At 68.2% G+C, this 14755-nt stretch carries 10 protein-coding genes and 1 tRNA gene; 6 read left to right on the forward strand and 5 right to left on the reverse strand.

Translation table 11 applies throughout. The features are described 5' to 3' along the window. Positions 1 to 215: 215 nt before the first annotated feature. The 4 genes from ACIQAK_RS30400 (at position 216) to ACIQAK_RS30415 (ending at position 5459) form a co-directional block, all read left to right on the forward strand. Positions 216 to 1130, forward strand: coding sequence for a hypothetical protein (locus tag ACIQAK_RS30400; RefSeq protein ID WP_401366702.1), 915 nt, complete (start codon positions 216 to 218; stop codon positions 1128 to 1130). A gap of 170 nt (positions 1131 to 1300) precedes the next feature. Continuing rightward, complete coding sequence (locus ACIQAK_RS30405; RefSeq protein ID WP_366388998.1) at positions 1301 to 2035, forward strand: hypothetical protein; 735 nt, start codon at positions 1301 to 1303, stop codon at positions 2033 to 2035. Then, positions 2032 to 4341 (forward strand): integrase, encoded by a 2310-nt coding sequence (locus tag ACIQAK_RS30410; protein WP_366388999.1) that lies wholly within the window; start codon positions 2032 to 2034, stop codon positions 4339 to 4341. Before ACIQAK_RS30405 ends, ACIQAK_RS30410 begins: the two co-directional genes overlap by 4 nt. A 131-nt stretch (positions 4342 to 4472) precedes the next feature. Beyond that, the gene (locus tag ACIQAK_RS30415) at positions 4473 to 5459 is read left to right on the forward strand and encodes a hypothetical protein (RefSeq protein WP_366389000.1); all 987 of its coding nucleotides are present in this window, start codon (positions 4473 to 4475) and stop codon (positions 5457 to 5459) included. A gap of 163 nt (positions 5460 to 5622) precedes the next feature. Here the strand turns inward: ACIQAK_RS30415 and ACIQAK_RS30420 are convergent. The 5 genes from ACIQAK_RS30420 to ACIQAK_RS30440 form a co-directional block, all read right to left on the reverse strand. Further along, positions 5623 to 5696 (reverse strand) — tRNA-Met (locus ACIQAK_RS30420). A gap of 58 nt (positions 5697 to 5754) precedes the next feature. Next, complete coding sequence (locus ACIQAK_RS30425) at positions 5755 to 6327, reverse strand: helix-turn-helix transcriptional regulator (protein ID WP_366389001.1); 573 nt, start codon at positions 6325 to 6327, stop codon at positions 5755 to 5757. Further along, positions 6328 to 7845 carry a helix-turn-helix transcriptional regulator gene (locus ACIQAK_RS30430; protein WP_366389002.1) on the reverse strand — a complete coding sequence of 506 codons (1518 nt, stop codon included), beginning with the start codon at positions 7843 to 7845 and terminating at the stop codon, positions 6328 to 6330. Positions 7846 to 7857: 12 nt separating this feature from the next. Continuing rightward, positions 7858 to 8190, reverse strand: a complete 333-nt coding sequence (locus ACIQAK_RS30435; RefSeq protein WP_366389003.1) for a hypothetical protein — start codon at positions 8188 to 8190, stop codon at positions 7858 to 7860. Between the two features lie 615 nt (positions 8191 to 8805). Next, positions 8806 to 9345 carry a hypothetical protein gene (locus tag ACIQAK_RS30440; RefSeq protein ID WP_366389004.1) on the reverse strand — a complete coding sequence of 180 codons (540 nt, stop codon included), beginning with the start codon at positions 9343 to 9345 and terminating at the stop codon, positions 8806 to 8808. A 236-nt stretch (positions 9346 to 9581) separates the two neighbouring features. Between ACIQAK_RS30440 and ACIQAK_RS30445 the strand changes: the two genes are divergently transcribed. After that, complete coding sequence (locus ACIQAK_RS30445) at positions 9582 to 10478, forward strand: 5'-methylthioadenosine/S-adenosylhomocysteine nucleosidase (RefSeq protein WP_366389005.1); 897 nt, start codon at positions 9582 to 9584, stop codon at positions 10476 to 10478. Positions 10479 to 10543: 65 nt separating this feature from the next. Further along, positions 10544 to 14734: an ATP-binding protein gene (locus ACIQAK_RS30450; protein WP_366389006.1), complete on the forward strand. Its 4191-nt coding sequence runs from the start codon at positions 10544 to 10546 to the stop codon at positions 14732 to 14734. Positions 14735 to 14755: the final 21 nt, after the last annotated feature.

The raw sequence follows: 14755 nt of genomic DNA on the forward strand, positions 1-14755 counted from the left end.
AGGTGAACTGCCATACGAAACAGGCCCGTTCTGTTCCTCCGCGCTATGTAACTGTGCAGGTACAGCGCACGGGTGAAGACTGTGCGAGGCCGATGTCTGGCGGACAGGGCGGGAGTCATATGGCGTGGGGCCGGAGTCTGGCGCGTGTGTCCGTGCGGCTGGCCGGCCATGAGTCGAACTGCTCACTGCTGTGGCGTGTGGCGGCGGCTCAGGGAGTGGATATCGCCTTCCTGCTGGCCGAGTTGGGCGACGGAGAGCCGGGACAGCAGGCGGTACAGCCGCATCTGGCCGAGGTCTTCTTGAGCGCTCCGGCCGCCGAGCGTCTCGCCGCGATGCTGAATGTGGAACTGTCACGGCTGCAATGGGCGCTGCCTCATCTGCGCGAGACCCACCTGCTGCCCGGGCAGCAGGCCCGGTGGGAATGGCCGTGGTACCCGATGGAGCACTACCTGGTCCCGGCCTGCAGCCGGTGCGTGGCGCTGCGCGGCGGCGGGTGGGGGCCGATCTGGCTGGTCTGGCCCGAGTCCTGGAAGATCTGCGACCGGCATGGCCAGTTCACCCATGTGCGCCAGTCCGGCTCCAGTATGGACCTGGCCCCGCTGGCGCAGGTGGTGCGGGCGCACCGGCAGCGACAGCGGTTCGAACACCGACACGGACCCATTGGGGCATACCTGGTCGCGGACGCGTTCGCGATCACCGGATGGTGGTGGCGCAAGACGGTCGTGGAGTGCTGGGCGCGGCGGGCACAGCGCGCCGGGCAGCCGGAGAGCAGCCTGGAGTCGGCGTGGCTGTGGATGCACCCGGAGGCACTCGAAGTGGCCCGCGCTCTGCTGGACTACGAGCGGCAGCGCGCGATGCGACCCGGCGGGCCATGGGCTGTGGCCGAGGCGCAGCTGCTCGAGCGCCTGGCGCAGATGGCCGATGTGCTTGAACTGCCGCCCGGGACGTGGCGGATCCCAGTGGCACAGTGGCTGCACCAGCATCACCGGTGCATGCCGCCGGTAGCGCAGATGGGCGAGCCGGGCAGGCCGGTGACGGCGCTCATCCACGCCGACGACGAGCAGCAGCAATCCCTGGCCGAGCGGTGCTGTCTGCCCTGGGACTGGAACGACCCGTCCGTGCCCGTGTGACGCCGGAGCGGCAGCGCGGGCCGCCGCCCGCAGGACCTCAACTGGGCAGGTTTCGGACCGGCGTTCGCCATGCCCTTCGTCCGGGTGATCGGCTGCGGCAGCGGCCACGAGGGCACCCGGGTCGGCGGATCATGGAGCGAGTCTGCCGGGCAGCGAGCTGACGGAGGGGTATGTACGTGCCGGACGCTCCCCTAGACCAGCAGGCGATCACCGTCTGCTATCTCGACCGGTTCGGACGCCGGCGTGAACTGCCGGTGGAGCAGGCCGCTCAGGTGCCGTTCGAACAGCTGGCGCCCTTGCAGATGCCGGTGCCCTATCCAGGTCGGCAGTCCTTCGTCACCAAGGCCCGGGCCTCGGCCACCGGCCAGTCGCTGGCGTGCGGTTCGCTGCGCCAGCAGCGCTGCGGCATGCTGCTGGACCGGGATCCGACGGTGGCCGCGCGCAGCGCCGGGCCGATGGAGCTGCACTGGACACAGGGCGGCTGCACGCAGAGCCTGCGGCCGGACTTCGTCGCCTTACGGGCAGCGCGGCGGGAGGTCATCTGCGTGGCTCCGGAGGAAATCACCGACCGTTGGCTCGCAGGGCAGCAACTGCTGGCCCAGGCCGCCGCTGTGGCGGGTTGGTGGGTGCGGGTCCTGAAGCCGCCGGATGGTGTGGAGCTGGACAACCTGATGCTGCTGTACGCCGTCCGTAGTCCGCAGCGGCTGGCCTTGGACGATGCCGAGGCGTTGGCCCGCCGCTTCACTTCCCCACGCACCATTCGCTCCGCGGTTCGCGCCGCGGGCCTGCCCATGTTTGCGGGCGTGGACCTGGCCTATCACCTGATCTGGAAACGGCGGCTGCACACCGACATGACCAGGCTCCTGACGCCGTCATCGACGGCATGGCTGCGGGAGGACGGATGACCGCACCGCACGGCGCGGTATCGGACGGCGCGGTACCGGACGGCGCCGACACCCTGGCCCTCGGCGACACCATCACCTTCAGCGGGGCGCGCTGGCTGGTGACCGCCTTTCACGGTCCGCGGGTCTTCCTCAACGCGCCCGGTGACACCACCGCCGAGCCTTTGATCATCCTCCAGCCGGTGCTGACGTCCGCGAAGGACTTCGCGGTCCTTAGCCGGGCGGCTCCCCGCACGGTGGTCACCCACCGTGGGCACGAGCTGAAGTCCCTGCCCGCCGCACTGCGCCGCGAGATGACCCGGTGGGAGCGCATCGTGAAGGAGGTGCTGCATCAGCGGGCCCCGAACGTGCCGGCGACCACCCGACCTAAACCCGCCTTCGACCCGGAGCTCCACACTCTCAGGCAGCGCTACCGCGCCAAGGCCGACCAGTTGACTGAGGCCGGCTGGCCGACCTCGCCCGCCACCATCGAGCGCAAGTGCCTCGCCTGGCGCAAGGAGGGCCTGCTGGGGTTGATCGACCGGCGTGGCCAGCGCGCGGCCTCAGCGCACGGACGCGTCGACGAGCGGGTGATCGACCTGGTGTGGGAGATCTTGGATGGCGAACGCGACCAGGGGCTGTCGCCGGGCACCTTGTCGCGGCTGATCGGCCGTGTGCAGCAGACGGTTCGAGCCCGCTACGCCCGTGAGCTCGCCGACGCCGATGCGGCCACCGTCGCTGCGCTGCTGCCCAGCCAGGCCACGTATTACCGGCTGCTGCAGCGTCTGGGGATCACGGCACACAATGCGCATGCCGCGGCGGCCCGGCGTGCAGCCGGTCCGCCGCTCTCGGCGCTGCGGCCCGGCAGCCGACGGGCGACCGCGGCGCGCTGGCCCGGGGAACTGGTGCAGATCGACACCACCGGACTGGATGTCCTGGTCATCGGCGACGACGGACAGATCATCTCGGTGGAGCTGACCATCGCGATCGACGTGGCCACCCGCAGCATCGTCGGTGCGCTGATCGTGCCCAAGCGGTTCCGCCGCGGTGCCGGTGCGGGCCGGTGGCTGGGCGGGCGGGCCACCCGCAGCTTCGACACGGTGCAGGTTGTGGCGCAGAGCACCGCACCGCTGCCGGTACGGCCGGGGTGGTCCCCGGAAACCTTCATGGACGGCTCGGACCTACCCTTCGAGGAACTGCTGGCCGCCGATGAGCGGTTCGCCGGTGCGGCCGCCCGGCCGGTCATCAAACCCGAGACGCTCGTCGTCGACCACGGCTCACCGTTCGTCTCCGCGGACTTCACCCGCTCCTGCAACGCCCTGGGCATCGAGGTGCGCGAGGCCCGGCTGCGCACCCCCGTCGACAAGGCGATCGTGGAGCGCGCCATGCTGGCGATCAAGACCGGCTTCAGCCAGCACCTGGCTTCCTACACACACCACCGTCTGGACCTGCGCGGCAGGCAAGTCCGCAAGCAGCCGCTGTGGACGATCGCCCAGTTGCAGGACCTGTTCGAGCAGTGGGTGGCGCTGCGCTGGCAGCAGACCCCGCACGGCGCGCTGCGCAGCCCGTTCACTCCGGGACTGAAGCTCACCCCGAACCAGATGTATGCGGCGCTGATCTCGCTGCGCGGCTACCGGGCCACGGCGCTGACCGAGAGCGAGAACCGCAAGCTGCTGCCGACCGTGTGGGCACGCATCAACCGTAAGGGCTTCCAGATCAACAACCGCACCTACAACCTGGACAAGGGAGCACTGGATCCCTTCCGCGGCTCCTCCGGGCTCGCGGCCTTCCAGGGAAGGTGGGAGGTGCACTACTCCCCCAACCAGCCCGAGGCCGCCTGGCTGTTCAACCACCGGGCCGCCCCAGACAGCGACCCGTGGGTGGAGGTGCCTTTCATCCACCGGCGGATCCTGCACGACCGGTGGACCGAAGAGAGCTGGGAGCAAGGGCTGCAGGTCCATCTCGCCGCCGGCGGACACCGCCACGACGAGGCCGCCATCGCCCGGGCCACGCACCGCCTGCTGTCCAAAGCAGCTAAGGGGCCCGGGCCCGACGACGCACCCGCTGCCTCTGCTCGTTCCCTGCCCGCGCCCCGCCGCCGGCCGGCGGCACCCAAGGAGCCCTATGCCGCCGGTATGCCGCCGCTGGATCCGGAATCGGTGCGGCCCTTCCGCCGCCTCGATCGCCCCGCTGCGGAACTCTTCACCGTTGGCGAGCCCGTAAAGGACAGCGGACAGAGCGTCGATGCCTTCCTCTCCTCACTGCCCGAACTGAACCTGCCCGTCGACGGCGATAACGGCTATAACGGCCAGCAAGGAAAGAACCGTTGAAAGCCTCGGTACGTGATCCGCAGTCCCCACCCACTCCCCCAGCCCCGCCGGCCCTCGACACCGTCGGCCCGCCGACCACCCTGCTGGGGTGGCGCACCCGCCTGCGGCAACCGTCCTCCAGGCTCCCATCCTTGGTTCCGCTGCCGCCGGAAGACCCTTCCTCCGCCAACAGCGAGGAGGAAAGGGAGAACGATCCCCGCGTCCGCTACCACGCCGACCTCGGTCTGGTCGAGACCACCGACATCCAGCGCGGACTGCTCCTCGCACGGCGGATGCTGCGGCGAAACGGCGAACGCCGCCAACCCGGCCCGCACATCGCCATCGACAGCGACTACCGCGGCACCGGCAAACGCACGCTGCTGCACCACATCGGCATGGGCCACCAAGGGCGCCGCGAGAAACTGCACGGCATCGACGACACCCGCATCCCGGTGATCTGCATCAACGCCCCGCCCAACCCGGGCACTCCGGCCGACTGGTCCGCCGCCCTTGCCACGTTCCTGGGCTGGGACCTCTACCGCTCCGACACCGACAGCCGGCCCGTGCAGCGCATGAAGGACTTCACCGGGCCCGCCGTGCACGTGATGCGCACCAACCACGTAGAGGTGTGCCTGGTCGACGGGATCGACCGGCTGCGCACCGAGGATCTGCAGCCCACCTTCGACTTCTTCGACTACCTCGCGGACGAACTGAGCCTGACGGTCTTCTGGAGCGGCATCGGCTCCAGCGACATCCTCCGCGAAGCACGCACCGCCCGCTTCCCCGCCCTGCGCCGGACAAGCGACGCCGCACCGCTGCGCCAGCGGTCCGTACCCACCTTGTGGGTCAACCGGCTACCGCCTCGCAGCCCCGAACACCCCGACGAATGGCCCCGAGCCCTCGCCAGTTTCGACGGCAGACTCCAGCTGTGCCACCACCGGCCCAACAGTCTCCTGGAGCTCGCCGAAGAGCTCTACGACATCACCGACGGGCTCATGGAAAACCTCACACCGCTGCTCAGCATGGCCGCGCAGATCGCCATCCTCGACGGCACCGAGGCGATCACACCGGAGATCCTGAACGACGCAGCCCGATACCTCGATCTGCCCGCGGCAGGCACGATGGACGAGGCGTGGTGACGCAGAGCACGGATGCAAGGCTCTGCATCACCGACGAGTACGCGGGCCGCTCGCACGCCGTTCCGGGCACACGCACACGGTAACCCGGGCCCGCAGCTGGCGGGCGCCCCTGAAACTGCGACAGGGGCCAGATCCTCGAATGGATCCGGACCCTGCTCGGCAGTAGCGGGGACAGGATTTGAACCTGCGACCTCTGGGTTATGAGCCCAGCGAGCTACCGAGCTGCTCCACCCCGCGTCGGTGACGCCAACCGTACGCCATCCCGCAAGGTCCACAGACCACCTCCGGCCAGGGGCTATGCAGCGAAGCCGACGTTGGTGCAGTACTCGTACGCTCCGTACTGGGATCCCAGATCAGGCAGGACGTCGTCGGTCCAGGCCGCGTCCAAGCCGTGGTGGTCACCGGCCGCCCACGCGCCGACGATCCGGTCCCAGCGGCGCACGTTCATATGCCGGAAAGGAACGTCGCGCTGCAGCGGGCGGGCGACGCCGGACTGGTTCAGGGGGTGGATCTCCACCCTGGTGCCGCCGTTCGCGTTGAGGCGCTTGAGCAGGTGCCGGGCTACGTTCTGCCGGCGCACCGCCCGGTAGGCGTCCTCGATCTTCTTCAGGTTCTTCGCCGAGGGGCGGCGCTTACCCTCCAGCCACGCCTTCAGCGTGCGGTCGGTCACCGTCAGCCCGGCATCCCTGGCGGCCTGACGGGCGTGGTCGGACCTCATCAGATAGTTCAGGCGCGCCATCAGACCGCGCCTAGCGGTGACGGGGGTGGCGATGCCGTCGGCGAGGTCGTCGAGCTTCCGCCCGACGAGTTCGCTTCCCCTGACGCCGCTGGCGCCGAACCTCCCGAAGTCATTGTTCCTCTCCGGCATCTACTGCTCCTCCCCCATCGTGTCGGTGCCCGCGGTGTAGAGGTCTTTGACCTTGACCTCGGTAACCCCGCGGCCTTCGGGAAAGACACGGCGCCAATCGCCGATGACGTGGAGTTCGTCGGTGCCCATCGCGCGGACGACAGCGAGCCCTTCGTCGTGGGCTTTGAGCGCCTTCATCCAGAGGTTGGCGAAAGCCTGCGAGCGGATAATATGCATCCAGTCCGGCCGGTACAGCTCCCGGTTGTAGTTCGACTCCCCCATGGTGGAGACGAACTTCGCGTACATGGCTTTCACGTACTCCAGGGTGACGGTGTCACCGGCGGCGATGGCGGTGTCGCGGGCTTCTTTGAGTGTGATGCGGAACTTCTCCAGCAGGTTCTCCGTCGCCCCCGACGTGTAGGACTCGTGGACTTCCGGCGCCTCGCACAGCCCGTACTTCGGGCTGGACAGGCGCAGCAGGAGACGCAGGGTGGGTTCGGTGACCCACAGGGGTCCGGGTTCGTCGCGCTCGCCGATCGGGTTGGGCAGCACGGCGCCATGCTCCCAGGCGGGTGGGGTGATCAGGTGGACTCCGGCGCGGCGGCGGTCGTGCAGCATGCCGGTGGTGTGCTCGAGCTGCCCGAGCGGCAGATGAGTCTTGAGGGCAGACAGATAGGCGCCGTTGATGTCCAGTGCCGTCACCTCATGAACGCCGGGCGGCAGTTCGGCGCGGGTCCACTTGGGGCGGGCCTCCCAGATCTGGTCCGCACCCCGGGAGGTCTGCTTCTTCAGGATGTCGGGAATCCAGGGGTGGGCGATCACGTCGTACCGGGCGCCCTTGCGGGTCTCGTCCAGCAAGCGCATCGTGTCCGGGATCGCCTTCTTCAGCAGCGCCGCGGTGGCCGCTTCCACGTCGCCCTGGCACTCGGCGAGCGCTCCCTCAACCGCCGCGTGGATCAAGCCCACCGGACCTGACGGCTCCTGGAAAGCCCGGTGGGCCGGGCCCTTGGCACGCGCCGACAGCTTCGAGGCCGGCGCAGGCCGGCCGGCGACCGGGGCTGGCCGCGCCTCGACTGTGCCGTCCTGGCATTCGGCTGGGTCCAGGTGCTGGGCGAAGCCCGCCACCCGCTGTCCGGCCGGACGCCCGCACAGCACACACGGCTCCGGCGCGGTGAGTACCTCGACTTCGTCCCCGCCCTCGGGCTCGGAGGAAGCGGGCCCGGCTGCAGCGGCAGCATCCGCGACGGGCTCGGCCGCAGTGGACTCCACCGCCGACTCGGTCTCGGGCTTGGTGTCGGTGGCGAGCTTGGCGCTCAACCCGTCCAGGAGGTAGGCGTACTTGACGCGCACCTCACCTACCGGATCCCGGCCGGCTTCCCAGGCGCTGACCGTGGATGGGCTCACCCCGAGGGCGCGGGCCACCTGCGCCTTGGACAGCTGAGCCTGCTCGCGCAAGGCACGGCGGGCCTCGGGGTCCGGGAGGTCGGTCTGCGGGCCGACGGAAGCGAGGAGCGAGTCGATCGCGTCGAAATCACTCACCGGGCGCTCCCTTCAGATGTAGGTGACAGGGTTGCGGGACAAGTGCGGGCTCTCGGTGACGCGGCCGACACGGTCGTCGCCGCGCAGCAACTCCCCCTGGAGGGCGTAGCGGTCGCCGTGTTTGGAGATCCCGGTGATCTTCGCGACGGCGATGACGATGCCCCCGGTGTTAATGACCTGCACCTCGTCCTGGGACAGGGCACGGTCGGCATTGAACTTCCAGATGCCGCGGCCGGCCTCCCACGCCTCGTCCTCGCTCATGCCGGGGCGCCATCCGATGGTCGACCGCCCGAGCATGTCGTCGGGGTCCGCCTCGCGCTCGGGGCCGATCTGGATCTGCAACACCCGCCCACCTCCCAGAAACTTAACTTGTCCCAAAGTTACCACCCAAACATGTAACTTTGCAACAAGTACAGAAGTATGCGCCTTGCCTGACCTCGGCACGACTTCACCGCTCCGACCCTCGACATGAAGGAGACCCACTCCATGACCAAGGCGTACGGCGAAGCACCGCGCGGCATCCACACCGGCACCTGCTCCACCTGCTGCGCGACCCGGCGCGGAGCTGACCCACATCCGGTTCACCAACGACTGGGAAATCCGCCGCCGCGGCCCTCGGGGCTCCCCCGCCACCAGCCCGACAGCAGGCAGAGACCCTTGCGCACGCTTCCCACCCAGACCCCGGCGCCCCCTGCGGCTCCGGACCCGGCGGCTCTGCCCCCAGCCCGCTTCCCGCGCCCCGCGAACGCTCAGTCCGCGCCACCCGCCGACCGCCACGGACTCCTCCGAGCGCAACCAGTCCGGATCAACCTCCACCCAGCCCAGGAACCCTCACTCCAGATGGGTCCTTCTCCCGCCTTGCAGGGCAAGCGCTATTGAACGTCCGCTTGCGTCTCTCAGCTACCTACATCTACACAGGCCAGGCCGAGAACACAGCTTCACCATGAACGAGAACGCACACTACGGCCCGGTGTCGGCGTAAAGAGTGATCTGGACCGCCAGAACGGCGACGGCCACGACCTCAAGCAGGGAAATGACAAGCGGGACGGCCGCGCCCGCTCCGTAGACCCAGAGGACAGTCAAAGCCGCCAGCGGTACCGCGGCAAAAGCCGTGAGATCCACCGCGCACTGGATTACCTTGCGCTGGGTCCGGCGGGTATCGCTTCGGTGCGCCGTCTCCCACCCGAAGAGGCTTTCTGGTTCCCCTGCGAGTGCGCTCAGACGGGGTCCGAGATCGGTCCGTATGTAGCGGCCGATCGCGGTGATCTTCTCGTCGTTCACCAGGTATGTCCACCCCAGGACGGACGTGGCGGCGGGCAGTGCCAACAGTAGCTCGGCGTGGCGTGTCTGGGCAACGCCGATCAGTACCGTCACCATCGCGGCCAAGGTGACGTAGAGGAAGTTGTCCCGGAAACCTATCCGGGTCTTCTGTTCTTCCTTCACTCTGTCGTACTCAGCCAGGAGCAGCTTGCCAATGGTGATGTCATCCGTGGCTGTCACGCCTGGTCCTAGAGGTTCGGGGCGAAGGTGCGTCGACGGCCAATTCTGCACCCGCCAAGGGTTGGTGGGAAGGAAATCAGAGGGCCGCTCCGATGTGGCCGGGCTGATCAACTCGAGAGCGGCACCGAGGGTCGGACGGGACTGCGGCGAGGCGGCGGTAGTCTCAGCAGACGTTGCGGTTGTTAGGGGAACATCCTTTGCTCGTAGGTGAGTTCGGTCTACATAATCCGGTCGTTGTGCTGACGGCTATCGGTCTGGAGTACGAGGCTGTGCGTGCACATCTCATCGATCCGCGCCGAGTGGTGTACGAGGGGACATGGTTCGAAGCCGGTGAGGTCGCAGGCTCGGGTCGTCAGGTCGTTCTCGCGGAGGTGGGACCGGGGAACCGGCCGACGGCGGTCATAGCCGAGCAAGTCAGGACTCGGTTCACACCCCGGGCAATCATCTTCGTCGGGGTAGCAGGCAGCTTGAAGCCCGATGTGAGACTGGGCGATGTCGTGGTCGCGAGCAGGATTTATGCGTACGACGGTGCCAAGCACGTATCCGACGAGGTGTTCTCACGCCCGGCGGCTTGGGCGGCCTCGCACGATCTGCTGCAGGCCGCGAAGCATGCGCTGCGCGGAACCGAGTGGACCGGCCGCGTACGTGCGGGAGCCTTCGAGTCAGACGGTCCGCCTACGGTGCACTTCAAACCCGTCGCAGCTGGTGAGACCTTGCTGAGTTCGATGGATTCCGAGCTGCGTGAGCGGCTCACCCGTGTCTTCAACGATGCGGTGGCCGTAGAGATGGAAAGCGCAGGGCTGGCCGAGGCGGCCGCTATCGGCGGAGTCAAGACCCTGACGATCCGGGGCATCAGCGACTACGCTGACGGCGCGAAAGCGTCGGCCGATGCTCGCGGTATGCAGGGGGTCGCCGCGGCCCACGCCGCAGCAGCGGCGATGACTGCTCTCGCTGCCCTTCCCCTCAGTGTCGGTGAAGGCGGTGTCGACGGGCAGGGCTCCAGCACATCTGATGGTGCGGCGGTGCAGGGGCTGACGCAGGTCAATACGGCGGACCGCAAGGGTGTGGTCAACGCCGTTCAGAACGGCTCGCTCACCATCAACCATCACGGGTCGCAAGCGACCGAGCGGTGAACGGGGGCGACGAGCAGGCCGATGGTCTGCAGCCCGGAACTCCGCACCCCGTCGAAGACCTTTCGATGGCACAGACCAACAGCGCCGATACTGGCGGCACGGTCAACGCTGTCCAACACGGCAACCAGACCATCAACAACTTCCTCGGACCTGATGCGCAGCGGCTCTTCACGCAATGGGAGAGAAGTCTGCGGCGCACTCCCGGCACGTTGAGCATCGCTCCGGGCCAGGTACTGGCAATGGAACGTGAGACTCCGCTGGCCTCCCTGACCGACGCCCTCAGCACGGCCCAGGCAGGTCATGTACTCCTCGTCCGAGGGGAACCCGGCGTCGGCAAGACCGCCCTGGTCTTGCGGTCCATCGACGAACTGCGCACCCGATCCGTACACGTCCTGGCGGCCGCTGTGCCGGCAATGTCCTCGTACGCAGGCGGCTTGGACGAACTCATCCACGCATTCGGGGCCCAAAACGGCACATCGAAAGCATCTGCTTCTCACGGAATTCTGGTCCTGGACGGTGCTGAAGCCGCTCAGGAGGGGCTCGAAAGCCTCGTCGTGGAAGCCGTGGAGGCAGCGATGGGTGCCGGGCTCACCGCTGTTCTGGTCAGCCGGGACGACGCGGCGGACACTCTCCGGGACCTGTTGGACCGGGCCAGGTGCACAGATGTCGGCGAAGTTATAGTGCCGTCCTTGGACAACCGGGAGATCGCCGAGATCATGGCCTCGGCACCGGAGTTGGCACGGCTCGCCAGTGACCCCCGATCACGCTGGCTGCTGCGCCGGATCGCCCTCATCGATCTGCTGCTGCGCTCCGTAAGGCGGGGCGCAGCACTGCCAGCTCAGCTGGCGAGTGAGGCCGAGGTCTACACCCATGTCTGGCTCGCGTTCGTGCTGAACAACCAGCGGATGGCCAACGGGGTAGTGCCCGAAGACCGCGGAGCGGCGCTCGTCTCTCTGGCAGAAGGACGGCTGACCGGCCGCCGCGCGCCGTCCCTCCCCGGCCCCGCATTGGCTTCGCTGCGCTCCGACGGTATCCTCGCTCCGCTCGGCGAGTTGTCGGCGACTTCGAACGAGGAGCACGCTTTCGCCCACGATGTACTGCGGGACTACGCCACCACCAAGCGTCTGCTGCTGGACGACGGCCTGTCCCTGCTGGACCTCCACGGGCCGCGGTGGGCCGTTCGCGCCGGCCGTATCTTCTGCCAGATCAGGCTGCGGTCCGGGGCGGATGCGGCAGGAGGGTTCGTCACGCGGTGGAACCAGGTCCGCCAGCAGTTCAAGCAGCTGGCGGCCACGCACGGATCGCGGTGGACCGAGGTTCCCTGGGAGGCGGTGCTGTCCTCAGGGTGGTGCGCCGAGGCTCTCGCCGCTCTGACTGAGGACCTGGTGCGCCGCCCCGAGCTTCTGAGCGAGCTGCTGCGCTGCGTGACGTTGCGCTTCGGTGAGGACGGGAATTGCGATCCGCTCGTCGCGGCCCCGGTCGTCGCCTGGATGGCAGAGCACACGGATGTCTTCACGGACTACCGCAGCGAGCCGTGCGACACGCTCATGGTGACGTGGCTGCGTAGTGTCTCCGAACAAGAGATGATCCTGGGGGACGGCGTTCCGGACTACCGGCCGGTGCGGGTCCAACTGCGCGAGGCGATGTTTCGATCGGTGCCCGAGTTCCCCACACCCGCGTTCATCGAGGCGCTGGCACTGCTCGGTGCGGATCGGGACGACGCCGCCGACACACTGCTGCGACGGCTGGCCCGCGAACGCGCCCACACCTTGATGCCGGCAGTGGACCGTGGCGGGTCTGCCCGGTGCCTCGCCACGACGAACCCGGCGCTGCTTACGGAGCTCGCAGCGGCCTACTACGCGCCGTCGGCGGGCCCGCTCGGTCGGCGTGGTGAGGTGCGGGGCCGTTCAATGGGAAAGCATGAGTATCTCGGCATCCGCTCTCGAGGGCAGGCTGCCTGGTGGCGGGGGCCGTTCTTCTCCCTGCTGCAGACGGATCCCGCGCGCTGCATGGAGCTGATCAACACGCTTTTGGCTGCCGCCGTCCGGCCGGAGGACCGGTACAGGAGCGGAGACGAGCCGGATGCGGACAGCGCTTCTGCCCCGGCTCTGCGTGGCGACTTCCTGGGAACGGGAGACTGCGAGTATCCCGGCCGCGGCGACGCCTGGTCCTGGTATCAAGGCGCCCTGAACGGCCCGCAGCCGTGCATGAGCGCGCTCATGGCTCTCGACCGCTGGCTGGACCAGCTGGTCCAGGACCGTGTCATGCCAGCTCGCAGGGCTGCGGAACTGGTGCTCAGACGGGTGGGGACCGTGGCCGGGGCCGGCCTCGCCTACGGCATTTTGGTACGGCATCTGGACGAGATCAGCGACGAGTTGGACGGCTTCCTGGCCTCACCCCTGGTCTGGGAGCTTGAGAACGGTCGCACCCTCGCCAACATGATGTTCCGCAGGAGTAACGAGCTCCCGGGCGAAGAGCACCTGGAACTCTCCCCCACCCAGGTGGCGATGTCTCTGGTTATCGATGCCAAACGACGTGGGGACAACGCGGCCGCAGCACGATTGCAGGCCGTTGCAGGACGGCTTCGTTCAGCCGCGACCGATGTCATTGATGACCTGACACTCAGGTTCTGGGCCGATCACCTGGACTGTGAACGTTTCGTTCTGGTGAGAGACGGCGGTCAGGCGGCCGTCGAAGTACAACCGTCCGAGGCCATCCGGCAGGAGCTTGAGCGGCGCCGTGGCCGGTCGGACCTCACCTCGAAGCAGTACGAGTTGCTCAACCGATATGCGCTGCACCAGGATCTTCCCGGCCGCATCGGTCCGCCGACGCTGACAGAACCCAGCCAGTTGGCGAGCGACCTCCAGACGGCACGGAGCCTTCTCGACCACGGGGATGGCAGCGCGCAGAGGCTCGGCGGCGTGTACGCGGTTGCTGCGGCCGCCGTGTGCGCGGCGGCAAATGGAACCCTGGTGGCGGTCGAGGAGCTCTGCTGGTCGGTCGATCTTCTGACGGAGGCCGTCCTCGACTGCCCTGCGCATCTCGATGCGGATGTGTCTGAAGCGATCCAGCCTTGGGAGGGCAGCCGTCAGGCGGCCCTCGCACTACCACGCAGCCTTCTGCCGACGGTCGCGTTGTTGGCCACGGCCCCTCTTGGCACTGAGCGTGTCGGGCGTATCCGTGAAGCTGTCCTGCGGTGTAGCGCGCACCCGGTCCATGAGGTGCGGGCCTACGCCGCCGAAGGGCTGCGTCCGTTGTGGTCCGCCCCGTGCTCGGCCACAGTGCGCTCATGTCACCACGCCGTGGCGTGGGAGGCCGTGGAAGCCGGCCTCCGTCTCGTGGTCGAGGACACCAACAGCCTCCTTGCCTCTCGCGCAGAGTCCTTGCGCGCGCCTGCGGCGGCGCTGGACCAGCTGACCGGCGAGGAGTTGTCGCTCCCCGTCCTGGGCACGGCGCTGCCTGCGATCCTTGAGGCCGCCCGCCTGCAGCATTGCAGGACGGCCCAGGCCCGGTCAGCGCGAGCCCCGGTTCTGGATGCCTATGCGCGCGCGGCCTGCGTCTGGGGCGACGGTGGATACCACCGGCACTCGGAAGAGCATGGTGCGGGGGCGGAAGCGCTCCTTCGTAGCGGTGCCGAAGAGCCGACGGTGATGACCGGCTTCGTGGACACGCTCACGGTGTCCCCCGCGGCGCTCAGCCATCTCCTGCACAGCCTGAAGATTGCCGCCACTTACAGTCCCGAGCTGGCGAAGACTCTCGGCGCTGTCTGGCCTCACATCATGGAATCGGTTCTGACCCGCCCACTGCCTACCGAGCAGGTTGACCGCTTCGGACACCAGGAGCGGCTGATGGAAGAGCTGGTCCCCAACCCCACGCCGTCCGGCGCGGACTTGCATGTGGACAGCACGCTGGCCAGGGGCCGGCGCACGTGGCTGACGTTGGACCCTTTGCGTGACCTGATCGACAGCTGGACCACCTCCGCGGGCACAGAGAGGTTCGCCATCGACAGTCTCGTCGGGTTCCTCAAGGCACAACCGACCCATGAACAGATCGAGCCGGGTATGCGGTGGGTCCGGCAACTCTGCGTCAGCAGCAACGGAGCGGTCGACTCGGCGGGGTTTTTGCTTGTCGAATGGCTGCAGGACCTCTGCTCTGAGGTGACCGCTTCTGCCCGCCCCCACTATCGGGCGGTGGTCGACGGCCTTGCCCTCGCACAACACCCGAGTGCCCCAGCACTGCAGCGGCTGGACGAATGACCCACCCAGGCTCCAACCTCG

Source organism: Streptomyces sp. NPDC088706, assembly GCF_044752765.1.
GTDB lineage: Bacteria > Actinomycetota > Actinomycetes > Streptomycetales > Streptomycetaceae > Streptomyces.